This window comes from Microbulbifer sp. ARAS458-1, from assembly GCF_045348205.1.
GTDB lineage: Bacteria > Pseudomonadota > Gammaproteobacteria > Pseudomonadales > Cellvibrionaceae > Microbulbifer.
This window is the reverse complement of record NZ_CP155838.1, coordinates 116,592-140,824: the sequence shown is the minus strand read 5'-3', so window position 1 is coordinate 140,824 and position 24,233 is coordinate 116,592. Positions and strand designations below refer to the sequence as shown.

The 24,233-nt window shown below is 56.5% G+C and carries 27 protein-coding genes; 16 read left to right on the top strand and 11 right to left on the bottom strand.

The features are described 5' to 3' along the window. Nucleotides 1-139 precede the first annotated feature (139 nt). The 6 genes from AAFH99_RS00640 to AAFH99_RS00615 all read right to left on the bottom strand — a co-directional run bounded on the left by AAFH99_RS00640 (nt 140) and on the right by AAFH99_RS00615 (nt 4,296). The gene (locus tag AAFH99_RS00640; protein ID WP_406828377.1) at nt 140-544 is read right to left on the bottom strand and encodes a hypothetical protein; all 405 of its coding nucleotides are present in this window, start codon (nt 542-544) and stop codon (nt 140-142) included. An 18-nt stretch (nt 545-562) separates the two neighbouring features. Then, nucleotides 563-1,009: a DUF3574 domain-containing protein gene (locus AAFH99_RS00635; protein ID WP_406828376.1), complete on the bottom strand. Its 447-nt coding sequence runs from the start codon at nt 1,007-1,009 to the stop codon at nt 563-565. Nucleotides 1,010-1,162: 153 nt separating this feature from the next. After that, on the bottom strand, nt 1,163-1,372 hold the full coding sequence (locus AAFH99_RS00630; protein ID WP_043319538.1) for a cold-shock protein: 210 nt from the start codon (nt 1,370-1,372) through the stop codon (nt 1,163-1,165). A gap of 259 nt (nt 1,373-1,631) precedes the next feature. Then, a complete protein-coding gene (locus AAFH99_RS00625; protein ID WP_406828375.1) occupies nt 1,632-3,239 on the bottom strand; it encodes an ABC-F family ATPase in 1,608 nt (535 codons plus the stop codon). Nucleotides 3,240-3,496: 257 nt separating this feature from the next. Beyond that, entirely contained in the window at nt 3,497-3,925 is a 429-nt protein-coding gene (locus AAFH99_RS00620; RefSeq protein WP_051687208.1) for a DUF1294 domain-containing protein, read from the bottom strand. 2 nt (nt 3,926-3,927) lie between these two features. Continuing rightward, entirely contained in the window at nt 3,928-4,296 is a 369-nt protein-coding gene (locus tag AAFH99_RS00615) for a PH domain-containing protein (protein WP_043319535.1), read from the bottom strand. Nucleotides 4,297-4,471: 175 nt separating this feature from the next. Here AAFH99_RS00615 and AAFH99_RS00610 point away from each other — a divergent pair, with 175 nt between their 5' ends. The 9 genes from AAFH99_RS00610 (at nt 4,472) to AAFH99_RS00570 (ending at nt 13,601) form a co-directional block, all read left to right on the top strand. Then, complete coding sequence (locus tag AAFH99_RS00610) at nt 4,472-4,837, top strand: DUF3302 domain-containing protein (protein WP_043319534.1); 366 nt, start codon at nt 4,472-4,474, stop codon at nt 4,835-4,837. 11 nt (nt 4,838-4,848) lie between these two features. Next, on the top strand, nt 4,849-6,003 hold the full coding sequence (locus tag AAFH99_RS00605; protein WP_406828374.1) for an HlyD family secretion protein: 1,155 nt from the start codon (nt 4,849-4,851) through the stop codon (nt 6,001-6,003). A 35-nt stretch (nt 6,004-6,038) separates the two neighbouring features. Further along, a complete protein-coding gene (locus AAFH99_RS00600) occupies nt 6,039-7,394 on the top strand; it encodes an efflux transporter outer membrane subunit (RefSeq protein ID WP_406828373.1) in 1,356 nt (451 codons plus the stop codon). Between the two features lie 61 nt (nt 7,395-7,455). Next, nucleotides 7,456-7,905, top strand: coding sequence for an ion channel (locus AAFH99_RS00595; protein ID WP_231491868.1), 450 nt, complete (start codon nt 7,456-7,458; stop codon nt 7,903-7,905). Between the two features lie 74 nt (nt 7,906-7,979). Continuing rightward, a complete protein-coding gene (locus AAFH99_RS00590) occupies nt 7,980-8,879 on the top strand; it encodes a hypothetical protein (protein WP_406828372.1) in 900 nt (299 codons plus the stop codon). 58 nt (nt 8,880-8,937) lie between these two features. Further along, nucleotides 8,938-10,314 (top strand): TolC family protein, encoded by a 1,377-nt coding sequence (locus AAFH99_RS00585; protein ID WP_197023828.1) that lies wholly within the window; start codon nt 8,938-8,940, stop codon nt 10,312-10,314. Further along, a complete protein-coding gene (locus AAFH99_RS00580) occupies nt 10,304-11,290 on the top strand; it encodes an HlyD family secretion protein (RefSeq protein WP_406828371.1) in 987 nt (328 codons plus the stop codon). The genes AAFH99_RS00585 and AAFH99_RS00580 overlap by 11 nt, the downstream gene beginning before the upstream one ends. After that, a complete protein-coding gene (locus AAFH99_RS00575; RefSeq protein ID WP_406828370.1) occupies nt 11,287-12,426 on the top strand; it encodes an ABC transporter permease in 1,140 nt (379 codons plus the stop codon). Before AAFH99_RS00580 ends, AAFH99_RS00575 begins: the two co-directional genes overlap by 4 nt. Then, nucleotides 12,423-13,601, top strand: a complete 1,179-nt coding sequence (locus AAFH99_RS00570; protein ID WP_406828369.1) for an ABC transporter permease — start codon at nt 12,423-12,425, stop codon at nt 13,599-13,601. The genes AAFH99_RS00575 and AAFH99_RS00570 overlap by 4 nt, the downstream gene beginning before the upstream one ends. Here the strand turns inward: AAFH99_RS00570 and AAFH99_RS00565 are convergent. Together AAFH99_RS00565 and AAFH99_RS00560 are read right to left on the bottom strand one after the other, a co-directional pair. Further along, nucleotides 13,574-14,983 carry a glutamate decarboxylase gene (locus AAFH99_RS00565; RefSeq protein WP_406828368.1) on the bottom strand — a complete coding sequence of 470 codons (1,410 nt, stop codon included), beginning with the start codon at nt 14,981-14,983 and terminating at the stop codon, nt 13,574-13,576. The two genes, AAFH99_RS00570 and AAFH99_RS00565, sit on opposite strands and share 28 nt — an antisense overlap. A 55-nt stretch (nt 14,984-15,038) precedes the next feature. Then, nucleotides 15,039-16,004, bottom strand: a complete 966-nt coding sequence (locus AAFH99_RS00560; RefSeq protein ID WP_043319523.1) for a linear amide C-N hydrolase — start codon at nt 16,002-16,004, stop codon at nt 15,039-15,041. Between the two features lie 219 nt (nt 16,005-16,223). On the opposite strand from AAFH99_RS00560, the gene AAFH99_RS00555 reads away from it, so the two are divergent. The 4 genes from AAFH99_RS00555 to AAFH99_RS00540 all read left to right on the top strand — a co-directional run bounded on the left by AAFH99_RS00555 (nt 16,224) and on the right by AAFH99_RS00540 (nt 18,813). Then, nucleotides 16,224-17,483: an RNA polymerase sigma factor gene (locus AAFH99_RS00555; RefSeq protein WP_406828367.1), complete on the top strand. Its 1,260-nt coding sequence runs from the start codon at nt 16,224-16,226 to the stop codon at nt 17,481-17,483. Between the two features lie 89 nt (nt 17,484-17,572). Further along, on the top strand, nt 17,573-17,956 hold the full coding sequence (locus AAFH99_RS00550) for a YciI family protein (protein ID WP_043319520.1): 384 nt from the start codon (nt 17,573-17,575) through the stop codon (nt 17,954-17,956). Nucleotides 17,957-17,992: 36 nt separating this feature from the next. Next, entirely contained in the window at nt 17,993-18,436 is a 444-nt protein-coding gene (locus tag AAFH99_RS00545) for an SRPBCC family protein (RefSeq protein WP_043319519.1), read from the top strand. A 26-nt stretch (nt 18,437-18,462) separates the two neighbouring features. Continuing rightward, complete coding sequence (locus AAFH99_RS00540) at nt 18,463-18,813, top strand: YciI family protein (RefSeq protein ID WP_043319518.1); 351 nt, start codon at nt 18,463-18,465, stop codon at nt 18,811-18,813. Between the two features lie 73 nt (nt 18,814-18,886). Here AAFH99_RS00540 and AAFH99_RS00535 read toward each other — a convergent pair whose 3' ends face one another. Continuing rightward, nucleotides 18,887-19,717 carry a hypothetical protein gene (locus AAFH99_RS00535; RefSeq protein ID WP_406828366.1) on the bottom strand — a complete coding sequence of 277 codons (831 nt, stop codon included), beginning with the start codon at nt 19,715-19,717 and terminating at the stop codon, nt 18,887-18,889. A gap of 211 nt (nt 19,718-19,928) precedes the next feature. Between AAFH99_RS00535 and AAFH99_RS00530 the strand changes: the two genes are divergently transcribed. Beyond that, nucleotides 19,929-21,545 carry a DUF1254 domain-containing protein gene (locus tag AAFH99_RS00530; RefSeq protein WP_406828365.1) on the top strand — a complete coding sequence of 539 codons (1,617 nt, stop codon included), beginning with the start codon at nt 19,929-19,931 and terminating at the stop codon, nt 21,543-21,545. Between the two features lie 23 nt (nt 21,546-21,568). On the opposite strand, the gene AAFH99_RS00525 is transcribed toward AAFH99_RS00530, so the two are convergent. After that, nucleotides 21,569-22,534, bottom strand: a complete 966-nt coding sequence (locus tag AAFH99_RS00525; protein ID WP_406828364.1) for a helix-turn-helix transcriptional regulator — start codon at nt 22,532-22,534, stop codon at nt 21,569-21,571. 108 nt (nt 22,535-22,642) lie between these two features. Between AAFH99_RS00525 and AAFH99_RS00520 the strand changes: the two genes are divergently transcribed. Both AAFH99_RS00520 and AAFH99_RS00515 read left to right on the top strand, forming a co-directional pair. After that, the gene (locus AAFH99_RS00520) at nt 22,643-23,266 is read left to right on the top strand and encodes a glutathione S-transferase family protein (protein WP_406828363.1); all 624 of its coding nucleotides are present in this window, start codon (nt 22,643-22,645) and stop codon (nt 23,264-23,266) included. Continuing rightward, nucleotides 23,263-23,667: a GFA family protein gene (locus AAFH99_RS00515; protein WP_406828362.1), complete on the top strand. Its 405-nt coding sequence runs from the start codon at nt 23,263-23,265 to the stop codon at nt 23,665-23,667. The genes AAFH99_RS00520 and AAFH99_RS00515 overlap by 4 nt, the downstream gene beginning before the upstream one ends. A gap of 80 nt (nt 23,668-23,747) precedes the next feature. On the opposite strand, the gene AAFH99_RS00510 is transcribed toward AAFH99_RS00515, so the two are convergent. Next, nucleotides 23,748-24,212: a hypothetical protein gene (locus AAFH99_RS00510; protein WP_406828361.1), complete on the bottom strand. Its 465-nt coding sequence runs from the start codon at nt 24,210-24,212 to the stop codon at nt 23,748-23,750. Nucleotides 24,213-24,233: the final 21 nt, after the last annotated feature.

Below are 24,233 nucleotides of genomic sequence, written 5' to 3'. Positions count from 1 at the left end.
GCTGTGTCGATAAAAGTGCTGTTTTTGGCGGTGAGTGGAATGGGCTTGTGCCCTGTATCGGTACCGCGAGTATTGGGCGGGGATCAGCGGTGCGGTGAGCGGAGCCACAGGAAGGGTGACTGGGTGTGAAGGTCGGTTTCTATTGATCGCCGCCGTCGATCACCCGGAAGCGATTGCGGCGCGCAGATGCTATTTCAGCGCGCCTGCGCATCTGGCGTTCCAGTTTGATGCGGGCCTTCTCCTCATCCGAGGGCCAGCTGTCTGCCTCGGCCAGGGTGTGCCCAATCGCCTGCCAGATACGTGTGGGATTGAGACTGAGTGGGTTCTGGATGATCGGGTAGCGCTGCGCTTCATCGCAGACCTTGAGCCAGCCATGCCGCGGGTGAGAGACATGAATGGTCGCCCGGGTGCCGCTGGAAAAGGCGGAAAGCCGGATAAATGCCTCGTGAATACGTGCGCGCAGATTGCTTCGCCCCGCGGAAAAGGTGACCGTGTGATCGCGGAAGGTCAACTTGAGCTGGTACCACTGGCTGGGAAAGTTCATCTGACCACCCCGGTAGCGCTAGCGGAATGATACACACACAGCACTGCGCACTCTCAGAACGGACTCCTGCTGAAAGCGCCGCTTGTACGTGGTGGTGATCTCTTCAATAGCAGGCCCCACACTGGGCTCCTGGCGGTGCACCAGCGACAGTACGTGGCTGTCTTCGCGAATGATTTCGCCAGTGTCATCACGCCACTGCCCCTGCCCAGAGAGCACCGTCAGACCCGCGGGAAAATGCGGTGTCACAACACCTGCCAGAAATTCCGCCCACTGTGCATCGGTGACCCGGCCATCGGGTTTATCTGTACCGAAATAGATTAAATCATGAATCTGCGCCTGCTCCCCGGGTTGACAGGCCAGTGGGGCGGGAAGAGTACAGCCTGCAAGCGGTACAAGGGTGCCAAGTATCGCTATTTTCAAGAGTGACAAATAACGCTGTTGGAGTATTAAAACAATTATTCTCATCCCTGGTTGCTTTAGCTGGGGGTAAGTTTTTATCGATATAACGCGGTCAATTGTAAATTAGCAATGATCATGAAAAAACCGAGAGCGGTTGAAACAAAAACGGGCCCTATTGGGCCCGTTTTCGCAATCATTGAGATTTACATCGTTACGATGTTAAACCACTACGATGTTCTCAGCCTGAGGACCTTTTTTGCCCTGAGTTACGTTGAACTCTACGGCTTGGCCTTCGGTCAGGGTGCGGAAGCCGGTGCTGGCGATGGCGCTGAAGTGGGCGAAGACGTCCGGACCGGACTGCTGCTCAATAAAACCAAAGCCTTTTGCTTCGTCGAACCACTTAACGGTTCCAGTGACTGTATTTGACATATCAATATCCTGATGTAATTGAATTCATAAAAAGAGCCTTAAAAAGGCGGGTGTTGCTTGGAGTAAAGGCTCTTAAAACGACAGGACGAATAAATACGTCAAGTTCAGCATTAAAACGGTGTTCATAAAAGTCTTTCTTTCTAGCAGTTGATACTTTAGAGGTACAAAGCGCATCTGTCTATAAATTGTTCGGAATCTTGGCGTCAATCGTCGCAAAATTCCGGTTTAAGTGGGTATTCCCTCTTCCCCGGGGTGCCTCTCAGGCCGCCCGTGCCCCTTCCCGTGCCCGATCGGTCAGATATTCCTCATAGGTACCCTGGAAGTCCAGCAGACGCTGATCCTTGATCTCCAGGACCCGGGTGGCGAGGGATGACACAAACTGGCGGTCGTGACTGACGAAGATCAGGGTGCCCTCGTACTGGGAGAGCGCCTTGTTCAGGGCCTCGATAGACTCCATATCCAGGTGGTTGGTGGGCTCGTCCATGATGAGCACGTTGGTATCCATCATCATCAGCTTGCCGAACAGCAGGCGGTTTTTCTCGCCACCGGAGCAGACCCGCGCTTTCTTGTTGGCGTCATCGGCGGTAAACAGCAGGCGGCCGAGCATACCGCGTACGGTCAGGTCATCGTGTTTGGGGGTGCGCCACTGGGACATCCACTCGAAGATGGTGAGGTCGTTGTCGAAGTCGGCGCTGGCGTCCTGGGGGCAATAGCCGATGGCGGCGTTCTCGGACCATTTCACCACGCCGTTGTTGGCCTGAATCTGGTCGACCAGGCAGCGCAGGAAGGTCGTTTTACCCACGCCGTTCTCGCCAATGACCGCCAGGCGTGCGCCCGCTTCCAGGATCATTTCGCCACCGGCAAACAGCGGTTCGCCGTCGAAGCCGTGGGCCAGGCCTTCCAGGGTCAGTGCCTGCCGGTGCAGCTTCTTGCATTGCTGGAAGGTGATGTAGGGTTTGACCCGGCTGGAAGGCTTTACCTCGTCCAGCTTGATCTTCTCCATTTTCTTCGCCCGCGAGCTGGCCTGCTTGGCCTTGGAGGCGTTGGCGGAGAAGCGGTTTACAAAGGATTGCAATTCTTCCAGTTCCGCGGACTTCTTTGCATTCTCCGCGTGCAGCTGTTCCTGGATCAGGGTGGACGCCGCCACAAAATCATCATAGTTACCCGGGAATACCCGCAGCTCGCCGTAATCGATATCCGCCATATGGGTGCACACCTGGTTCAGGAAGTGCCGGTCGTGCGAAATGATGATCATGGTGGATTTGCGTTGATTCAGCACTTCCGCCAGCCAGTGGATGGTGTGGATATCTAGGTTGTTGGTGGGCTCGTCCAGCAGCAGGATGTCCGGATCCGCAAACAGTGCCTGGGCCAGTAGCACACGCAGTTTCCAGCCCGGTGCAACCTGCTTCATCAGGCCAAAGTGGAGTGATTCCTCGATCCCGGCCTCCAGCAGGATTTCCCCTGCGCGGCTCTCGGCGGTATAGCCGTCCAGCTCGGCAAACTGCACTTCCAGGTCCGCCACCCGCATACCGTCTTCCTCGCTCATTTCCGGCAGCGAATAGATGCGGTCGCGTTCCTGCTTGATCGCCCACAGGCGCGTATCTCCCATGATCACAGCATCGATGACAGAGTATTCCTCAAACGCGAACTGGTCCTGGCTCAGAATGCCCAGAGTGCAACCGGGTGCCATGGAGACATTGCCGGAGGTGGGAGCCAGCTCCCCACTCAGGATCTTCATAAAGGTGGACTTTCCACAGCCATTGGCCCCGATCAGTCCATAGCGGTTGCCGTTACCAAATTTTGCGGAGATATTTTCAAACAGCGGCTCGGCACCAAACTGCATGGTGATGTTGGCGGTGGTGATCAAGAGCGTCTTCCCGGGGCTTATTGTGGTGAATCGTTTGCAGGTAAATGGATTGCAGTCGAAGGTCGGCGGTTTGCGGATGGCCGGCGTCGCCATAATCGAGAAAGATGGCGGGCCGCGCACTATACGGGGCTTGGGGTGGGGTGTCGAGAATATTGTCTGATTATTGAGCAGTTGGGTGCAGTAAGTCGTGCAGTGGCCTCACCTTCCCCAGACCTTTCTGTGCGGATGCGACGCACGGTGGCCCCGGGCTTAGGTTTTTATACAGATGTGTACACAAACAGAGGGAACCCTGCGAGGAAACCGGTATTACCCCCACTGTGCAGCCAGGCCAACGCCATGAGATTTGCGGTAACCGTGAGCCAAAAGATCAGTCGGAATGGCTGCTTCCGGGTTTTGTGCCGCAGGTGCTGTTGTGCCACCAGCGCCCCGGGCCAACCGCCAAGTAGCGAAAGCAGGTGCAGGCTGTTCTCCTTGGTGCGCCGGCGGCCACTGCGGGCGGCCGATTTATCCAGGTAATAGACCAGGTAGGTCAGCAGACTCATTCCGGCATAGAACAATGGAATCACGGGTGGCAGCTGACCAATCAGTGTGAACACGGTAATCAGGCCAAAAAATATTCCTCCAATCGCTAGCGCGCGGGAGGTGCCGGCAGGGAGTCCGCCGGACTTGCGCTGACGGCGCTTCACGTCTAAAGCGCGTAGCGGGCTATGTAGTGCGCGATATCGATTAGTCGCGATTTGCCACTAAACTCAAAGCGAACCTTACCCAGGGACGAAAAGTGGAGTTCCAGCTCGCTGTCTATATCGAAGGTGCCGGAGGTCTCCACCGAATAGGCCACGATATTTTTATACGGTAGCGAGGTGAAATCTTTCTTACTGCCGGTAATACCCTGTACGTTGACCGCAATAATTCGTTTGCTGGTAAATACCACGCCGTCCCGCATGGATTTGAACGAATCGAGCACCTCCTCACCATCAATCAAAAGTGGCGCTACTTTTTCTGCAAAACCCGCGTTTTGCTTGAGCTTGAACAGGCTTTTATTTTCAAAATCGATCATGGGGGAGTTTCGCTGATTTCACTGGGTGAGTAGGTGGGATGTGCCGGTAGACTGCGACAATACTGCGGCTAAATCAACAGCCCTGATTGGCGATGTCGACGGGCTTCAACTATATGACTTTCTTGCCATGGAGAAATAATCAACAGTAATCGGCTCTGCTCAAGGATGCGTTCAGATGGGGTTCAAACTGACACATTGGGATTATCTGACCTTCCTCGTGATCGTGTGTGCGGGTATTGCGATCATGGCAATCCTGATCTGGATTGCCGGGCTTCCGGGGAAGATTGCCATCTCGCGCAAACATCCCGATGCGGAAGCGGTAAAGATTATGGGGTACGCGGGATTTCTCGCGGTGGTGCCCTGGATCAACGCGTTTATCTGGGCATTCAAACCCACAGACACCATTGATATCCGTAACTTCCCCGAAGATGAAGCACGCGAAATCGAAGAGAAAATAGCCCGCCTGCGTGGCGAAGACGATAAGCCCGCGCCAAAAAACGGGCAGGACAAACAAGCGCCTGATAGCGATGCAACCAGTTAGGGAACCAGGCCATGCTGTTCGGATTTGTTCTCCTGTTTGTTTATGTGATTGCCGTCTGGCTCACTTTTTTCAAGTTCAAATGGATGAAGTTCAACATCGTCTGGGGCCTGGTTTCGGTCTCTGTTGGGCTGCATCTGCTGCTTATATTCATGATCGGGCTGCGATTCGTGACCCCGTACTCCACCAATGCCCGCCTGGTACAGCACACCATCCAGCTGACCCCACGTCTCAATGAACCCACTCTGGTGACAGACGTATTGGTGCAGCCCAATGTTCCGGTAAAGAAGGGGGAGCCCCTCTTTCAGTTTGACCGGCGCCCCTATGAACTCAAGGTAAAAGAGCTGCAGGCGGAACTGGCGAAGGCAACACAGAATGTCGAGGTGTTAGCCGCGGATGTACAGGTAGCGCGACAGCAGGTGGTCCGGCTTCAGAGTGAATTGGTGTACGCGCGTTACGAGCAGGAACTGTCGCAAAAGCTTGCCGGTCGCGGAGCCGGGCCCGAGGAAGATGTTCAAAAGTGGACGGCTAAGGTCGCCGCCAACGAGGCTTCGGTGCGGGAAGCCCAGGCCGAAGTGGCGCGGGCCGAACTTGAATACCACTCGGAAATCAACGGGGTAAACACCACCGTCGCCAGTATTCAGGCCAAACTCGATCTGGCCAGGTTTTATCTCGACAACACCCTGATGGTGGCGCCGGAAGATGGTTACCTGATCAATCTTCAGGTGCGCCCGGGTATGGTAGCAGGGGCTCTGCGGGTAGGAGCCATCGCCACGTTTATCTGTGACTCAGACCGCTATTTGCTGGCCAATTATTTTCAGGAAAATCTCAAGCACGTAAAAGAGGGGCAGGAAGTAGAGGTGGCGCTCGATCTTTATCCGGGACAGATATTTACCGGCAAGGTAGAGGCGATCTGGCGCGGCAGTGGCAGCGGGCAGATGCTGCCGAGCGGTCGCCTGCCGCATTTTGTCTATAAGCCCGAGGAGCTGCCGCAGGGACAGTTTGCGGTTGCCATCCGCATCGACGATAAAGATCAGTCCAAATTTCCTATTGGTACTCAGGGGCGCGCCGCTATCTACACCGATCCTTCCAGTGGTTTTGTGGTGCTGCGCAAGATTGGCATTCGCGCCTATTCCTGGTCCAACTGGCTCTATCCCTTCGCCGGATGATGTGTCGGAACTGGATCTTTCTCGCGGCCGTTGTCGTGACCATCGCAGGTTGTGCACTGAAGCCGCTTCCTGCACCCGAGGAAATACTCAACGAGGCGTTACCACCGCAGACAGGCATTCCTGAGCAGTGGGTGGCCGCCGCCTATTCGGCGCCGGTTCACAGTGGCTGGCTGCAATCGTTTAACGACCCGACGCTGGTCGCTTTAGTCAATGAGGCTCTAGCGAACAACCGAGACCTGCTAGAGGCCGCAGAGGCGGTTGCCATAGCCCGGGAGACGATAGCCGTGGTTGGTGCGCAGCTGTTGCCCCAGATTGGTGGTCAGCTGGGCGGCAAGCGCACCTATGACTTTGGTGGTCGCGATGACGTAAAGCACTCGTTCACCCACACACTGATTGCGCTTGGCCTGAACTGGGAGCTGGATGTGTGGGGCAGACTGCGCGCGGAGCGTGCGGCGGCAGCAATCGACTACGAAGTGGCGGCACTGGACTACGCCTACGCACGCCAGTCCCTGGCCGCCACCGTGGCATTGAACTGGTATCTGGTGAGTGAGGCGCAACAGTTACTTTCTCTGGCAGAACGCGCCGTGGGAATTTACACGCGCCTTTACGACCTGGCGGACTTTCGCTACCAGAGCGGAAAAACCTCTCAACTGGATGTGGCGGACAGCCGCGCGCGGGTGGAGTCGGCGCAGGCCAATCTCCAGTCTGCGCGTATTGCGTTCGGGCGCGCAGTGCGCAGTCTGGAAGTCTTGCTGGGGCGATACCCGGCGGCGGAACTTGCCGCCGCCAGCCACTATCCCGCGGTTCCACCGGTGGTGGCCGCGGATACGCCCATCGCGCTGGTCAGCCGTCGGCCGGATATTCTTGCCGCCGAATACGCTGTACTCGCCGCCTTTCGCCGGCAGGAGGCCGCACGCCTTGCTTTGCGCCCAAGCTTTTCCCTTTCATTGACCGCAGAGCGTCTGGGGGATCATCTGCTGGAGCAGTTACACCTGAGCCAGGATCGCGCCTCTGCACAATTGGGTTCGATCATCCCAATCTATGAGGGCGGTGCCCTGTGCGCCTATGTACGCATCACTACGGCGCAGCAGGCACAGGCGGTGGCCAATTACGGCAGCAGTCTGCTGAGCGCCTTTCGCGAAGTGGAAAATGCGCTGGAAAGTGAACGGCTACTGGAGAAGCGACTCGGCTTTGCGCGGTCTTCATTAGCGGACAGAGATCGCGCAGTGGAAATTGCAATTGATCAATATCAGGCAGGGAAGCGGGATCTGCTATGGGTGGAAATTCTGCAGACTGAGCAACTGGTGGCACAGGCCGAAGTTATCAAGCTGGAAAACCAGCGTCTGGCGAATCGGATTCAGTTGCACCTCGCTCTGGGTGGAGACTTTTAACGCAGGATCAGACTATGCAGGTGTGGCTAGGGAATATCGCTTTCACCAATGGGAGCTTCAGTTGGATATAAGAATTGAAGTGCACCATTGGCGCCGAACATTTTTTCTCGCCATGTTGTTGGCGGCAGCCGTGTTTTTGTTCCACGCGATGGTTTTACTGGAAGCGACACGTCTGCTGAATGATATTCACAGCTGGCTAGCTGGACGGCACGGCCCGCAGAATGCAGGCAGAATCCTGATTCCTATGTGTTTCATCATCCTGTTTATTACACATGTTCTCGAGTCACTGGCCTGGGCGATTTTCATCTGGCGTAGAAAATTGATTGATACCCTGGGGGAGTCTCTCTATTACACCACTACATCCATCACCGCTCTGGGCTACGGCGACGTTGTGCAGCCACCGCCCTGGCGAATGCTGGGTCCGTTGGTGGCAATAAATGGAGTGTTGATGTTTGGTTGTTCCACCGCGTTTCTTTTTCTTGTTTTGCAAAAAGTATGGATGCATTTGTAAAGCTGCGGAAAAGAGCAGGAAAAAAGTACTATATTGAGGATGGTTAGCAGTGTTCAACTGGATGAATGGGTCTCATGGCCGACAAAGAATCAAGCGCGAGACCTGATCGGCCTGCCAATGGATCTAAAAAGTGGCTTCCCCTTTCAGAAAGTCGCTTCGGTCCTTTTCTGACCCGAAAAGTGTTTTTACTGCCGGGAAGTGTTCGAGTAATTTGGCGCTCGCGCGAACAGCGAAAATGTTACAACCGCTTGCAGGGGAAGAGTCTGCGCACGTGGTGGGCACCAACGGCGATCAGCTGGTGGATAGGTGTGCTGTTTGCAGTGGGCAGTACCGCATTCATGCTTGGCTCCGTATCTGTCTATGTGAAATGGGTTGGCGTGGCGACCGGGAATCTCACATTTTTTGTCGGATCGATATTTTTCACGTCAGCTGCGTTTCTTCAGTATCTCGAGGTTGCTGCCACAGCGTGGTCTCCGGGGGGTGGATTCATTGGCCAGGTATCACGGCGAAATTGGCAGCCGTTACGACTGGAATTGCGTCGCATTGATTGGTGGGCCGTAGTGATTCAGCTGATCGGAACCATATTTTTTAACGTGAGTACATGCCAGGCTATGACGACCGGTATGGGTCCGGCTGAAGCCGATGTAAGAGTGTGGCGCCCGGATATGTGTGGCTCAGTCTGTTTTTTGCTCTCGAGTGGATTGGCGTGGATTGAAGTTTGCCATAAATGGATTGCGATTAAAGTACGACAGATTTCCTGGTGGATTGTTGCACTGAACCTGTCAGGTTCAGTGGCATTTGGTGTTTCTGCTGTCGCTTCGTATCAGCTTACAAATGGCACCATGGTGAGTGTGTCGTTGGATAATGCCGGAACGTTCACCGGCGCCCTGTGTTTTCTTGTCGGTGGGCTTCTCCTGCTGCCTGAGCGGGTTGCACTGTTGAAGCGGTCCGGGGTGGAAGCGGCCGGTCAGTAGATTTATGTGAAATCAACACTATTCCTTTTGGGAAAATTGATGTGAATGGATGCTAGTAGTGAACAGGTGGTTGCTTCTGACGCTGTTGGTCTGTTGCACCAGTGTGCGGGCTGAGCCAGCCTTTTATTCTGAGCCGTTAACATTCGCGAGCGCGGTACAGCACCTGCAGCAGAACCCACTGCTGGAGGCCGGTCGCGCACAACTCGCGGGTGCGCAGGCAAAAAGTAGTGCCGCCCGTGCATTGGCATTGCCCCAGTTGGGGGTTATATCCACTTACGGGAATTTCTCTGACGCGGTAGAAGTGGATCTCGGTTTTCTCAATCAGGTACTGGACTCGATTGATCCTGCCATACCGGAAATTCCCAACCCGATTCTGCAACCTCGCGACTTTGCTTTCACCATGGCAACGCTGACCTGGCCGGTATTCACCGGCGGGCGTACCAGCTCGCTGCGTCAAGCCAGCGCCATCGGGATTGAGGTGGCCAGTGCGGGGCAGGATGTCACGGAAAATACCCTGATGTTGGATCTCACCGCGCGTTATTTTGGTGTTTCTGTCAGTGAACGCGCGCTGCAGGTGCAGTCTGCGGTAGTGGGAAGCCTGCGTACACACCTGCAACATGCCCGCGCACTGGAAAATGAGGGGCAAATCGCCGCCGCAGACCGGATGCGCGCGGAAGTCGCCCTTGCCCAGGCCGAAGTGCTGGAGCAGGAGCGCAGGCACGCTCTGGAAAATACCCGTGCCGGGTTAAGCAGCCTGTTGGGACTGGAGAATAGGGCGGTCAGTGTGGCATCGGCGCCGCCCAGTCAACTGCCGTCGCCACAGGGCTTACCGCAGTTGCTCGCGGATGCGCAGCGCGCCAACCCCTTGATCCGGCAGTTGAATGCCACAGCACGACAGGCGGAACAGGTGGTTAGTGTAGCGCGCTCGGAATACTGGCCGGATGTGACCATCATCGGTGGGTTCGAATTACACAGCTATCAGCTGCCGGAATTGATTCCGGACTGGACGGTAACTGCCAATCTGACTTTCAAGATCTTCGACGGTGGTGCGCGCAGGGCGGGAGTATCACTGGCTCAGGAAGAGTGGCGGGCGACACGGGCACTGGCGAAGGAAGCGGAAGAGCGCGTGCAATTGAATGTGGAAACGCGCTATTCCGCATTTCTGGATGCCCAGAGTCGTGGGCAGGTCACCCGTAAAACGGAGCGGCTGGCAGCGGAAAGCTTGCGGATGCAGCGCGCCGCCTTTGCCGCAGGTGAAGGGCGCTCCATTGATGTGATCGATGCGGAAAATGCCTTGGCCGGAGCGCGCCTGCAACGGCTTGCGGCGGACTATGACAGCCTAATAGCCTGGACCAGCCTGATGCTGGCAAGCGGTCATGAAACGACAGTACTGGACGTACTTGCCCGACCGGGAGCGGTGCCCAATGTTAAATAAAGGTATCTACTTTCCCTTGGCAATCGTCCTGGGTATCGCCATCTTTACCGCGGGCTGCAGGCAGGAGAGTTATTTCGAGGGGCGTGTGGAAATGCGCGAACTCAACATTGCCACCAAATATCCGGGAAGGCTGGCCCGATTGAATATCGAGGAGGGCCAGAAGGTTCGCAAGGGCGAACTGCTGGCGGAGATTCACGATCCGGAGGCACAGGCGCGTCTGGTGCAGGCCGACGCGATGGTGAAGGGCGCGTCCGCACAGCAATCGAAAGCCAATGAGGGCGCACGCCCGGAAGAGGTGGAGTCCGCTCACGCTGCCATGGAGGCCACCCTTGCGCAGGCGAAGCTGGCCAGGGTTACCGCAGGGCGGATGCAGCGTCTGTTTGATCAGGGTGTGGTGCCGCGCCAGCGACTCGATGAGGCGATTGCCGCGCAAAGCTCTACCTGGTCTGTGTATCAGGCATCGAAAGCCAATTACCAGCTGGTGGCCTCGGGGTTGCGCCCACAGGACAAGACAACAGCGGCTGCGGTGACCCGGGAAGCCGAAGGCGGACGGCAACTGGTGGAAACCGCCCTTGCCGAGCAACAGGTTGTGGCGCTGGCGGACGGTGAGATCACTGCAATCAACTTTCGCGAAGGAGAAATTGTCGCTGCGGGAATTCCCATCGCCACGCTGGCAAAAACCGACACTCCCTGGATCGCCTTTAACGTGCGTGAAGATCTGCTGAATGGTCTCAAGGTTGGCGACCGACTGACTGCGTCAATACCCGCCTTGGGGGAGCGGGGGGAATCGATTGCACTGCGTGTGTACCAGATTTCTGTGCTGGGTGACTTTGCCACCTGGACCTCGACTCGCGCTTTGGGAAGCTTTGATCTGCGTACTTTCGAAGTGCGCGCGTGGCCGCTGTCAGGCATTGCCGGGCTGCGCTCGGGTATGACTGTACTGGTTCCGGAGAGCGAACTGCGGTCGCAGCCATGAATGAATTTTCTGCGGCCATCCATCGCGAGCTGCAAAGCTGGCGCGTCGAAAAAACGACACACTGGTTAATACTGTGGCTTCCGATCATCGCGTGCATCCTGTTGATGAGTATTTTCAGTGAGCGCACCATTACCGGATTGCCGGTAACCGTTGTTGATCCAGACAATTCTGCGCTAACGCGCCAGATCCGGGCCGACCTGGACGCGGCCCCCGCGATCCGGGTTGTGCACACCACAACCTCAATGGACACCGCCAAGGCACAGCTGGAGCGGGGCGATAGTTACGGGATTATCGCGTTTCCCAGTGGTTTCAGCCGGGATATGGTGCGCGGCCAGCAGCCCACGGTTGCACTGCTGCTCAACGAGCAGTCCCTGGCCACCGCGGATGCCATAAGCAGCGATGTACAGACGGTGCTGCTCACCGAGATGGGCGTGCAATCGGTGACCCAGCGTATGGCAGTGGGCGTGCCGATGCTGGAGGCAGAATCCCAGGCTCAGGCTCTGCGCACCCAGACCCACCCCCTGTTCAACCCCGGGCTCGATTACGCCGCGTATCTCGGTATCGCCCTGATTGCGGCGAGTCTGCATTGCTTTGTGATTCTGCACGGTGCCCGCTGTATCGCCAGTGACAATCCCAAGTGGCTTTACGCCAACAACTGGAACCGACTTTGGGGAAAACTGGCAATCGCATTTGCGTGGTGGCTGTTCATCGGCATTGTGTTGCTGCAGTTGTGTTTTACCTGGTTGGACTTGCCACCCATGTCGGAGCCCCTGTGGTTTGTTATCGGGTGGGCGACAATGGTGGTGGCTTACCTGGGGCTGGGGTCCGCGCTGGCCATGGCGTTCCCTTCCCATGTAGCCTACTCCTGTGTGAGTGTTCTGGCGGGGCCCGCGGTGGCATTTTCCGGGGTTACGTTTCCGCAGGGCGCCATGCCTGTGGCGGCACGTCTATTCGGGGAGGCCCTGCCGGTAACCTGGTTTCTGCACCTGCAGACCCAGTTGGTTACCGAGCGGGTAAATATTCAATATGCGTTGCCTCAGGTGCATCACCTGTTTGGCTTTGCAGCAGTTTTTACCGTCTTTTCCCTCGGCGTTTTTCTGTGGCGTTCCCGCAGAAGCAACCGGGAGGCAGAATGAAAGCCCTGTTTGCCGGTGCCCGCTACGAAATTCGCGCATTGCTGTTGGCGCCGGCCACCCTGCTGATTCTCGGTGGCGCGGCACTGTTTTACAGCGCAATTTATCCCGGTCCCTATTCGCCCCAGGCTTATCGCGATATGCCGATCTATGCGCTGGATATGGATAACAGCGCGCTGTCGCGCCAGTTACTCGCACACATTGATGCCGCCGAGCTGTTGCATATTGTCGATCGGTCCGCCGACCCGCTGGCTGCCAAGCGCGCACTGGAGGCATCGGAAGTGCTGGGCATTGTCGAAATTCCCGCGGGACTACAGCGGGATCTGGTGCGGGGAGAATCACCGGTGGTAGGGCTATTGGCCAATGCGGGCTACCTGCTCGCCTATAGCCAGCTGGCCGATGCCGCTACGGACGCGGTACTTGAAGCCGGGGGAGAGCTGGGCGCGGTCGCATTTGCGGCAACTTCTGGAAAACCGGCATTGGCGGCGGTTACCCAGGCGCCATTTCAGTTAAAGGTTGTGGAACTGTTCAACCCTGGCGGTGGCTACGCCAGCTTTGTGGTGCCGGCCGTGGCCATGGTGATATTACAGCAGACCATGCTGATTGGGCTGGGCTTACTGTGCGATGCGCGGCGCCAGTTGAAAACGCCAATGCCGTCCACTCGGGGCGCGGCCATGGCATGGACCCTGGGGCGAAATCTCCCGTGGGTAGGAATCTACCTTCTACAGTTCCTGGTCATTCGCTGGATAATTTTTCCGGTCTACCATTTGCCCGCGGTGGGGCAGGCGGTGGAGCTGCTTCCATTTCTCGCGCTGTTTCTGCTGTCCGTTTCACTGCTCGGACTGCTGTTGGCTGAACTGTTCCAGAGTGCAGAGGATGTCATTCCGTTTTTGCTGTTTACCTCATTGCCCATCGTTTTCCTTTCGGGCTTTTCCTGGCCGCTGGAAAGCGTCCCGGCACCATTGCGGGCGCTGTCCTACCTAATTCCCAGCTCCGCAGGAGTACAGGGGTTTGTGCGACTCAACCAGTTGAGTGTCGGGGTTGAGTCAGTGGTTGTTCCACTGATTACCCTGACCGCGCAGTGCGTATTGTACGGCGGCATACTGTTTCTACTTACACGCAGGCGCGAGCGCCTGCAAAGTCTGTCCACTCAGTCGGGGTTTTTTCGTCCGGAGTGACTGCTGGTCGGACGCGGTTCCGACGGCGTCGCCGGATGAGTAGAGAAATATTCGATGGCCCGGCGAATATCCTGCGCCAGCAGCGCGGCCATATCCCGGCTGACCCCGTGGCGGATCATAATGCGCTGGATTACCGTATCTTTGCGGTTGGACGGCAGAGGGTAGGAAGCGATTTGCCAGCCGCGCATGCGCAGGCGATCGGAAAGATCGTAGAGGTCAAACCCCCATTTACCCGGCTTGAGGGAATAGCCGATGGCCGGTAAACCACCTCTTCCGTCGTAGAAAAGATCGAATGGGCCCATATCGGCCACCTGTTCACCGAGCCATACCGCGGTGTCCATACAGGCCTGCTGAATCTCCTTGTAACCTTCTATGCCCAGGCGTACGAAATTGTAGTACTGTGCAACAATCTCGCCGCCGGGACGGCTGAAGTTCAGAGCAAATGTGGGCATATCTCCGCCGAGATAGTCCACATGGAAAATCAGCTCTTCCGGGAGTTCCGCAGCGTCGCGCCAGATGACCCAGCCGACCCCCAATGGTGCCAGACCGAATTTGTGCCCAGAGGTATTAATGGATTTGACCCGCTGTATGCGGAAATCCCATTTCAGGTCCGGCTGTACGAATGGTGCGATAAAGCCGCCGCTGGCCGCGTCTACATGAATGGGAATATCCAGCCCGGTTTCTTTTTCAATGGCATCAAGGACGCGGGCGATTTCTTCCACCGGCTCGTAGACACACGTAAACGTGACACCCAGCGTGGCGACTACGCCGATCGTGTTCTCATCCACATAATCTCGGATTTTTTCTGGGTTAAGGCACACCTCATTTCCGTCCAGCGGAACCTCGCGAATTTCCACATCGAAATAGCGAGCGAATTTATGCCAGCAAACCTGTACCGGGCCGCAGATCAGGTTCGGCTTATGGGTGTTTTTCCCTTCCTGCTTCCGTCGCTTGCGCCACTGCCACTTTAATGCGAGACCACCCAGCATTGCGGCTTCGGATGAGCCCGTTGTCGAGCAGCCAGTGGAATCATCTTTGTCCTGCGCATTCCATAAATCCGCGAGCATATGTACACAGCGGGATTCGATCTCCGCAGTCTGCGGGTACTCATCCTTGTCGATCATGTTTTTATCGAAACAATCTGCCATCAGACGCTGTACTTCATCCTCCGCCCAGGTGGTACAGAAGGTTGCCAGGTTCTGTCGTGAGTTGCCGTCCAGATACAGTTCATCCCGCACCAGCTGGTAGCCGGTTCGCGCAGGCATGCTGTGCTTGGGCATTTTGTATCGGGGTACACTGTGATGTACCGCATTTGCACTGAAAATATCTTCACCGATATAACCGGTTTGATGTCTGCGTTTGCTCTTCCGGTGTAAAGCCATTACGGAATCCCTCTGTGCGAAAAACAGGGTGCGAAAAACAGGGTGCGAAAACAGGTCAGGCGGATAAGAACTTGAATGCGGGGGTTTCGATAAACCGGTCGGTAACATCACCCACCAGGCCGTCCTGACTCAGGTCGAGTTTACGGCTCTTAGTTAAGTCCATTTTGTTCAATTGCACCCACACAATGTCTGGACTGAAAGAGGACTCGAAGGCATAAACCCCGCGCTGCAAGTCGATCAGTGTGCGCCAGATCGTCATGGAAATGTTCGGGCGCGCCGGGTCTGGAACACCAAATGGTTGCGCGGCATTGCGCATTACGCTCAACAGCGCCGCGTAGGCCCGTTTGGGAGTGTCCGCTGGCGGCAACTTGGAGAGGTAATAGCTCGCCCGCACAAACCGGTCTGCGGCCTCAGTGGTTCCGGGTAACGGGAGATTACCACCGAACCCTTGGTACTGTTTGATGTGCTCCAGCTGTTGCGCAAAGGGAGGGGAATTCGTCATCACGGTGAAGCTGCGATCGTGATGGATCTGGGTCTCACCATTGATGATTTCGATAACCGCAGAGTCACCGCTTGCGTCGCTGAGTGCCAGGTGCACCGTTGACCAGCGCCCGGATACCGGGTCACCCTGAGGGCGAACCTGGATGGGGTGTTTGCGGGTGTACTCGACACAGGCCGCGACACTGTCAAACTGGTCCAGATAAAACTGCGCCCAGAGTGACACCGATAAGCCGAGCTGGGATGTGTCGCGCTCACCGTAATCCGATTCCGCAAGCCACAGAATATGCGCCGCGAGCCCTTTTTCGTTCAAGCCATCGGCGGAGGCCAGGTCATAGGCGGTGGCTACAAGGCTGGCGTAGGTGGAGGTCCACTTGAGTGGATTACTGTCGTTTTCAATGCCGGTTCGCTCGGCGCCCGCAGGCAATATCCAGAGATTGGTGCCGAGGCTTTGTGCCCAGTCCATATTGCGCCCGGCAATGGGGCCTTGCCCGCTGTCCAGCCAGAGAGTTCTTGTGCACATAGTATCTACTCAAATAAATTCAAAGAGTTCGCAGAATTGAATTCAGAGGGAACAGGTATAGAGTGAAAATCTCGGTTTGGCAGTCCATTTTTAGACAGGAGTCGAACTTTCATCCTGCGGAAGTCTAGTGAGAGAACTTTTCGATCAGTAGGGCACCGGGACTGATATGCTCCCTGCACAATAATTCACTCGCAGAATGAAATGGTTACGAGCGTACCAATGATGGACAGTTTCAGCGCGCGCATTCAGGAAATTTATCAGCAGGAGTCCCGGCGGGTTCTCGCCACCCTGATACGACTACTTGGCAGCTTTGAACTGGCGGAAGAGGCGCTGCACGATGCCTTTGCCGCAGCGATGAATCAGTGGCCGGGGGAAGGTGTGCCGGATAACCCCCGTGCCTGGTTGGTCTCCGCCGGTCGCTTCAAGGCCATCGATCAATTGCGCCGCAAGGCGCGCTTCGATGTGTCCTTTGAGGAAGTCGCCGACCGGCTTGAAGCGGAACTGGCCTGTGAAGATGAGGAGCCGCAGGGGATTGAAGACGATCGCCTGCGGCTGATTTTTACCTGTTGTCACCCCGGTCTCGCGCCGGAAGCGCAACTGGCGCTGACCCTGCGCGAGGTGTGCGGCCTTACAACCGAGGAGATCGCCAGTGCTTTCCTCACCTCAACCCCAACCCTTGCCCAGCGCATCGTGCGCGCCAAAGCGAAAATCCGCGATGCCAATATTCCCTATGCGGTTCCGGAAGGCCAGGAGCTGCAGGAGCGGCTCGCCAGTGTGCTGCATGCGATTTACCTGATTTTCAATGAGGGCTATTCGGCTTCAGCGGGCGAAAGACTGATCCGTCAGGACCTGTGTGGCGAGGCCATCCGTCTGGCGCGTCTTTTGTGTCAGCTGCTGCCGGAGCCGGAAGCCCGGGGGCTGCTGGCGTTGCTACTGCTTCAGGATGCACGTCGCAGTGCGCGGGTATCGGCGGACGGTAATCTGGTCCTGCTGGAAGATCAGGATCGCAGCCTGTGGAACCGGGAACAGATTCAAGAGGGAAGCAATCTGGTATTGCAGGCGCTCGCCAGCCGCCGCTTCGGCCCATATACCCTGCAGGCCGCCATTGCGGCGGTGCACTCGGAGGCGGACAGCACGGAAACAACCGACTGGCCCCAGATTGTCGGCCTCTACGAGGCCTTACTGGGGCAAAGCCCCTCTCCGGTGATTGAGCTCAACCGCGCGGTGGCGGTAGCAATGCGCGATGGACCGGAGCGGGGATTGGCTTTGATTGACCACCTGCTCGCCGAGGGGCCGCTCAGTGACTACCACCTCGCCCACGCAGCGCGGGCTGACCTGCTCCGCCGTCTCGGTCAGAACAAACAGGCTCATGCCGCCTACAGGCGCGCTCTGGCGTTGTCGCAGCAGGGGCCGGAACAGCGTTTTCTGTTACGCCGACTGCATGAAATCGAGACCAGGTTGGCGACCGAAAAAAAATAAAAAATTTTTTCTTTGTCTGTCGAATTCCCTTTCCCCCATTCGACTAACTCGTGAAACAGCCTCAATTGCTGTCACCTAAGGAGATCAAGATGAAGTACCTGGCACTGGTTTACTACGACGAAAAACTGATGGCGCAGAAAACCCAGCAGGAGTGGGATGCACTGAATCAGGAGTGTATTGCCTGTGTGGAAGGCCTGAGTGAAAGCGGTCACTTCATCACTGGAAGCCCGCTGATGCCCACCAGTGCTGCGACCACGGTACGTGTGCGGGACAAGCGCGTCACCGTGACCGACGGCCCGTTCGCGGAAACCAAGGAACAGCTGGCCGGCTTCTACATGCTGGAAGCGAAGGATCTCAACGAAGCCATTGCCCTGGCTGGAAAAATACCGCCGGCCCGTTACGGATCCATTGAGGTTCGCCCGGCGCGGGAGCTGGTGGCAGAGGGCAATCAGGCGGGCGGAGACGCCGGTTGAGACACTGAATCAACAGAAAATGCAGGGAGTAAACACATGCCTGGCACTGTAAAGCTGCATCGCGTACTGCGTGCACCCGCGGAGCGCGTCTATCGCGCATTTATCAACCCCCACGCCATGGCGAAATGGTCGCCGCCCGATGGCTTCTATGGCGTCTATGACGATCTGGAGGCCAGAGTAGGCGGTACCTACAAGGCTAAATTCGTCAATTTCACTACTGGCGAGGAGCACGCTTTTGGTGGGGAGTATGTCGAGCTGGTAGAAAATGAACGTATCCGTTACACCGATCGCTTTGACGATCCTAATATGCCGGGTGAAATGTCCATGACGGTCACCTTGACACCCGTATCCTGTGGAACAGAGCTGACACTTCTACAGGAAGGTATACCGGATGTGATTCCGGTGGAAATGTGCCACCTCGGGTGGCAGGAATCGCTGGCCGCACTGGCGCGCCTTGTCGAGCCGGAAATCAATCAGTAACCAGTCTGTAAAGAAAAGGAATCGTTATGAAACACTATCTCGCCATGTATCTGGGCGCCCCCAAATCCATGAAAGGTTGGGAGCATCTTTCAGAACAACAGCGCGAACAGCGCATGCAGGAAGGTATGGCCGCCTGGGGCGGCTGGATGGAAAAGCACAGCGACATTCTTGTCGCCGCCGGCGGCCCGCTGGGGAAAACCAAGCGGATCGATCCCGAGGGTATCAGCGATACCAGTAACGACATGACCGGGTACGTGATTATCAAGGCCGAGACGCACGACGAGGCGGCGAAGCTGTTTGAGAACCACCCGCACTTCAGCATTTTCCCCGGCGATTGTGTGGAGGTCATGGAGTGCATGCCGATGCCAACGAAGTAATTCCTGATGAAATTGGTCTGGTAACTGGCGCGGGGTATAGCGTGATCCTTATCACGCTCCTGTGCCGAAGCCCCTATAAACCGAACAGGGTTTTTATTTCGCCATCTTCGGTCGATGAGTAGCCCATATCCTTCAGGGTTTTCTGTATTGCCCGCCAGATATACGGGTTGTTTTTCTCACTGCGCTGCTCCGCTTCCGGCCAGTTGGCGCGGTTGATACCGCGCTCTCTGGCTGCCACCTCGTCCATTTCTCGCAGCGTCTCCAGTAGATGGCGGATAAAGGTTTTGCCGTGGGTGCCGTTATCCGCCCGTAGAATCAGCTCGTTCCAGAACTGGCTGGCATCGTAGGTTTTCTCGAACAGTGCCTCGCGCTGACCGCGACTTGCCGGCAGGAACCCTCCCTTACCCACACGCCCGCTCTGGATATTTTCGGACCAGCGCGCAGTACCTTCCGTGTACCAGCGGTTTTTAAAATAGGTGTAGCCATTCTGATAGATATGAAACAGCTCGTGTTCCGGGGTCTTGTTGCCCCAGTTGAGTGAATTAGATAGGTCAATCAGAAGTACGGGAACCGATTTCTGATGGGAAATACTGCGATCTAGTTTTGGCGTACCGTCGTAAGCGATCCCATTTCTGGGAATGTTCAGCAGGTTCACATCAATATAGTGGGCGTGACCCTTATAGCGCTCCCCGTCCAACGGTGAGACCAGGCCAACCTCATTGCGGTAGAAACGATCTGTCTGCAGGAAGCGCCGCCCCAGCTGGTCCACGTACTCCGGTATTCCGTCGTTATCATCATCTGCGCGGCGCGCAGGAGGGAGCGCGTCTTCCCCCGACAGGGAGTAGAAGATACGAAAGCGGTCGTAAACCGCCACTTGCTCCAGGTTTTCTCTGCGTTCAGCCAATGTCGTACCGCTAACAATGTCTGAGAAGATACAAATAACTACAAAGAGTACAGTTTTCACGCTCACCGTCGCTCAATTGGCTGTTGTAACGTCAATTTTAGTAAAAAAGAAGTAGGCGCCGTTCTCTGGCAGCCTGCTGAGCGGCAACTATCTTTTTAGCGACCCCAAAATCTGTCTCGCAACTCCTGCCCTCAACGCCGAAGGTATTCCCATGCAGAACTTGATCAAGTCTCTGGCGGTAGTGTGTGCGTCCACGCTACTGGTTGGCCCAGATCTCCTCCTGGCACAGTCTGGAGAAGATATTCCCGCGTCAATAACAACCCCGGAGAAGGTGGAAACACATCTGGGCACACTGGAATTTGAGGGCGGTATGCCAACGGAGGAAACCGTTGGCAAGATTTATGACCACCTGGACCTTCACCACGCATTTCGCACCTTCACGGAGTCCTTGCGCGGTGTGAGCATTCATGCGCTGCGCAAGGGCCTGGAGGAGGTCGGGGTAAAGGACAACGAGGTCATCATCTTTTCCGAGTTGATGGATGCCAATTCGCTGTTTCTCACCGCCAATGCCGACACCATCTACCTGATTGGTGGACTCGATTTGACCAAAGGACCTATGGTGATCGAGGTGCCACCGAGAGTCCTCGGTACCGTGCAGGATGCCTGGTTCCGCTGGGTGATCGATATGGGTTTACCTGGGCCGGATCGCGGTGAGGGCGGGCGATATCTTATCGTGCCACCAGACTACGAGGGCGCTCTGCCGGAGGGGGAATACAATGTGGCGCACTCTACAACCCATTACGGTGTCTGGTTTGCCCGCGCCTTTCTGGAAAACAATGACCCGAAACCGGCGGTGGAGCGCATCCGAAAATTTACCAAAATCTACCCCTACCAGCCCGGCGGTCTCGGCACACCGATCGCGGAGTTCCTCGACGGCAAGTCAAAGCTCGCGAAACTGGAATCTGTCCCAGAGACAGTATTTCATGAGGGCAGCGGCAAGGTGATGAATACCATTCCGCCCAACGACTGGCGCTTCTATGAAATGTTGAACGAAGTAGTGCAGCAGGAGCCGGCGACCGCGCTGGATCCGGAGTTGATGGGACCTATTGCCGCAATTGGTATCGTGAAAGGCAAACCTTTCAAACCCGATGCGCGTATGAAGAAAATTCTCACCGATGCATTGCAGCTCGCCAATGCCACCGCCCGCAGCGTTTTTATGAGCCCCCGGGATCGCAGCTGGTACTACTACGAGGGAAGCAACTGGCAGAACATGCTGTTCGATACCGGCTATCAGTTTGAGACCCCGATTCCGGAAATTACCAAAGAAGGCGTCAAGCCATTCCCTGCCACCGGTTACCGCAAGCTGGACGCGAGAACCGCATTTTTCTACGGGGTAACCGGCATCACCCCGGCCATGGCCATGCGGCTTACCGGTATCGGCTCCACCTATTTATGGACGATGGTTGATGCGGACAAAAATTACTTCGATGGTGCCAGGACCTACAAGGTGACCTTGCCGAAAGGCGTTCCAGCGGAGCGCTTCTGGTCATTTACCCTATATGACACCCAGACGCGTTCGATGCTGAAAACGCCGCAGCGGTATCCCCGCGCCGGCAGTCAGAGTTATCCCTCTCCCGCAGCGGAGCCCGGAACCGCAGGCTCTACAACAATATTCTTCGGCCCGGAGCAGCCTACAGGGGTAGCGCGGGGAAACTGGATACAGACCATTCCGGGCAAGAGCTACTTCCCGGTACTACGCCTGTACAGCCCTCTGCAGCCGTTCTTCGATAAAAGCTGGCGCCCCACGGAAGTGGAGCTGGTTAAATAGAATCGTTACTACCAGTAGAGCCGTTACTCTGCCGCCATGCTCATCAGCCGTTCGGCCTGGCGGCGGAGCTCCGCTTTGAGATTGGGCGGTGAGAGAATTTCGAAGCGGCAGGGCAGCTGCATCAGTTGTGAGGAAAACCAGCCCAGGCAGCCCGTATGTGCCCGCCAGAGAACGGCGTCCCCCTGCGGTGTCAGCAGCCCTTCCTCATGACCAAGCATGGCGCTGGCAGTGGCCAGGTTGGTGTGCAGTAGCAGTTCCACTTCCACGGCGGAATCCATCTGTGAGAAGCTCTGGTTGAGGTAGGACGCCGCATCAAAATCCCGCGGGCGTTCGAACGGGATATGCAGGCGCTGCAGCGCGCTCATACGGTCGAGGCGAAAGGTGCGCAATTCACCGCGCAGATGGCACTGGCCCACCGCGTACCAGCGGCCGCGGCGAAACACCAGGCCGTAGGAATCAAACTCCCGCCGCAAGGTGATCTCGGTGCCGGCTGCCTTGTCAGTGATGCTGGTGTACTCGAACACCGTGCGGCAGCGCTCCTGAGTGGCGGATGCCAGGGTAGCGAGAACCGAGCTGGCCGGTGCCGGGGAAGGTACAAAATCCAGGGTGATGTTTTCATCCAGCGCGCGCAATTGTTGTTTCAGTTTCTGTGGCATCACCCGTTCGAGCTTGGCCTGGGCACTGGCCACCGCTGAGCCCATATCCCCCAGGTTCAGGCTGCGTGCCGCCAGCAGACCAAGGGAGATCGCCAGGGTCTCTTCATTGGTGAACATCATCGGCGGCAGTTTATAACCGGAGACCAGCCGATAGCCGCCGTAGCGCCCGCGCTCGCTGGTCAGCGGGATACCAATTTCCTCAAGGGTATTGATATAGCGCCGCAGGGTGCGCCCATCCACACCCAGCTTGCCGGCGAGTTCACTGCCGGTGGCGTTACCGTGCGACTGCAGCAGTTCCAGCAATGCCAGCACCCTTGTCGTTGGATTCGACATCAATTGCATCCCGCTTGATTTTAATAGGGCGGAATATAGCCTAATTGCCCTTTACAGTCCTTTCAGGTTTTCAACAGACATCGACAACGGAACAACGGGAGATTCCCCATGACCAACGAAGTATTGCTCTACACCAACCCTCAATCCCGCGGGCGTACCGCGCGCTGGATGCTGGAAGAGCTGAATGTGCCTTATCAGGTGGAAGTACTGGATTACGAGAGCAGTATGAAAGCGCCCGCGTATCGGAAACTGAACCCCATGGGGAAAGTGCCGGCGATTGTGCATCAGGGCCAGGTGGTGACCGAGTGCTCCGCCATCTGCGCCTACCTCGCAGAGGCGTTTCCAGAGGCCGGGCTGGCCCCCACGCCGGAAGAGCGTGCCAGTTACTACCGCTGGTTGTTCTTCACTGCGGGGCCACTGGAAGCCGCAATCACCGACAGCAAGATACTGGGTATCGAGGTTGACGCCGAAAAGCAGCGCATGGTGGGTTACGGAAGCTATGCCGCAGTGCTGGATACACTGTCCAGCTGGTTTACGGAGCACACCTATGTCACCGGTGAGCGCTTTACTGCCGCTGATGTCTATGTGGGTTCCCAGATCGCCTGGGGAGTACAGTTCGGAACCATCGAAAAACGTATCGAATTTATTGATTACGCAAACCGGGTCACCAGTCGCGATACCTACAAGCGCGCCAATGCCAAGGACGATGCACTCGCGGAGGCTGTCCAGTGAAAAAAACCTACAAAGGCAGCTGCCACTGCGGCGCGGTGGCGTTCGAAGCGGATATCGATCTGGCGGCGGGCACCGGCAAGTGCAACTGCTCCATCTGCACCAAAACCCGCGAGTGGGGGGCCATTATCAAACCAGCAGAGTTCCGCCTGCTGAAGGGCAGGGAAGCGCTGAGCGACTATCAGTTCGGCACCCTGCAGGCCCACCATCCATTCTGCAAACACTGCGGCGTGCGCAGCTTCGGCAATGGCGATGTGGAGGAGCTGGGTGGGGAGTTTGTCTCCGTCTATCTGTCGGCGCTGGACAACGTCACCCCAGAGGAGCTGCTCGAAGCGCCGGTGCAGTACTTCGACGGACGCAATGACAACTGGATGAACGTGCCCGAGGAAGTTCGGCACCTGTAAGTGAGCGGGCGGCGCCGGCCGCCCTTTTCCTCAGGTGGTTTTTACCGTGATCGCGGTTGTCGCGGATTTTTAGGGTGCCGTTACGCGGTGATCAGCTCGGATTCCGGGGCATCTTTCGCCATTTCGAAATTCCACTCTTTGCGCGCAGCGTTGATGATTACACCGATCACAAAGCGAATGGCGATGTATTCGGCCGCCTCTGGAATATAGGGGATTTCGATTTTCTTGTTGGCAAGAACCGACAGGCGGTTGATCAGGCGTGAGGCTTCGCTTTCGGTAATACCTTTGTCCAGACTTCTTACCAGGTCGTAAATCTCGTTGGGAAGATTGTCGTAGAGGAATGTATCTACTTTCAGAACAACCTTGATCAGGATTTTCTCTTCGGCAGTTTCCCACACGAGTGGAACATCCACCTTGTCATTCAGCCTTACAGCCAGCTCCCTGATTTCCTCTTCAGTCATTTTCTGTCGCTTCTCGGGCGGTGCAAAGTAATCGTCGAGAAGTTCTTTGAATTGAGTTTCGGTAAGTTCATTTATTGTCTTCATGGTGTGAATCCCGGTTTCTGA

Bases quoted from the DNA above. Each gene is read 5' to 3' on its own strand.
- AAFH99_RS00640 (WP_406828377.1), bottom strand. From the start codon at position 544: ATGAACTTTCCCAGCCAGTGGTACCAGCTCAAGTTGACCTTCCGCGAT.
- AAFH99_RS00635 (WP_406828376.1), bottom strand. From the start codon at position 1,009: ATGAGAATAATTGTTTTAATACTCCAACAGCGTTATTTGTCACTCTTG.
- AAFH99_RS00630 (WP_043319538.1), bottom strand. From the start codon at position 1,372: ATGTCAAATACAGTCACTGGAACCGTTAAGTGGTTCGACGAAGCAAAA.
- AAFH99_RS00615 (WP_043319535.1), bottom strand. From the start codon at position 4,296: ATGATCGATTTTGAAAATAAAAGCCTGTTCAAGCTCAAGCAAAACGCG.
- AAFH99_RS00610 (WP_043319534.1), top strand. From the start codon at position 4,472: ATGGGGTTCAAACTGACACATTGGGATTATCTGACCTTCCTCGTGATC.
- AAFH99_RS00605 (WP_406828374.1), top strand. From the start codon at position 4,849: ATGCTGTTCGGATTTGTTCTCCTGTTTGTTTATGTGATTGCCGTCTGG.
- AAFH99_RS00590 (WP_406828372.1), top strand. From the start codon at position 7,980: ATGGCCGACAAAGAATCAAGCGCGAGACCTGATCGGCCTGCCAATGGA.
- AAFH99_RS00580 (WP_406828371.1), top strand. From the start codon at position 10,304: ATGTTAAATAAAGGTATCTACTTTCCCTTGGCAATCGTCCTGGGTATC.
- AAFH99_RS00575 (WP_406828370.1), top strand. From the start codon at position 11,287: ATGAATGAATTTTCTGCGGCCATCCATCGCGAGCTGCAAAGCTGGCGC.
- AAFH99_RS00570 (WP_406828369.1), top strand. From the start codon at position 12,423: ATGAAAGCCCTGTTTGCCGGTGCCCGCTACGAAATTCGCGCATTGCTG.
- AAFH99_RS00565 (WP_406828368.1), bottom strand. From the start codon at position 14,983: ATGGCTTTACACCGGAAGAGCAAACGCAGACATCAAACCGGTTATATC.
- AAFH99_RS00560 (WP_043319523.1), bottom strand. From the start codon at position 16,004: ATGTGCACAAGAACTCTCTGGCTGGACAGCGGGCAAGGCCCCATTGCC.
- AAFH99_RS00555 (WP_406828367.1), top strand. From the start codon at position 16,224: ATGATGGACAGTTTCAGCGCGCGCATTCAGGAAATTTATCAGCAGGAG.
- AAFH99_RS00550 (WP_043319520.1), top strand. From the start codon at position 17,573: ATGAAGTACCTGGCACTGGTTTACTACGACGAAAAACTGATGGCGCAG.
- AAFH99_RS00545 (WP_043319519.1), top strand. From the start codon at position 17,993: ATGCCTGGCACTGTAAAGCTGCATCGCGTACTGCGTGCACCCGCGGAG.
- AAFH99_RS00540 (WP_043319518.1), top strand. From the start codon at position 18,463: ATGAAACACTATCTCGCCATGTATCTGGGCGCCCCCAAATCCATGAAA.
- AAFH99_RS00530 (WP_406828365.1), top strand. From the start codon at position 19,929: ATGCAGAACTTGATCAAGTCTCTGGCGGTAGTGTGTGCGTCCACGCTA.
- AAFH99_RS00525 (WP_406828364.1), bottom strand. From the start codon at position 22,534: ATGTCGAATCCAACGACAAGGGTGCTGGCATTGCTGGAACTGCTGCAG.
- AAFH99_RS00520 (WP_406828363.1), top strand. From the start codon at position 22,643: ATGACCAACGAAGTATTGCTCTACACCAACCCTCAATCCCGCGGGCGT.
- AAFH99_RS00510 (WP_406828361.1), bottom strand. From the start codon at position 24,212: ATGAAGACAATAAATGAACTTACCGAAACTCAATTCAAAGAACTTCTC.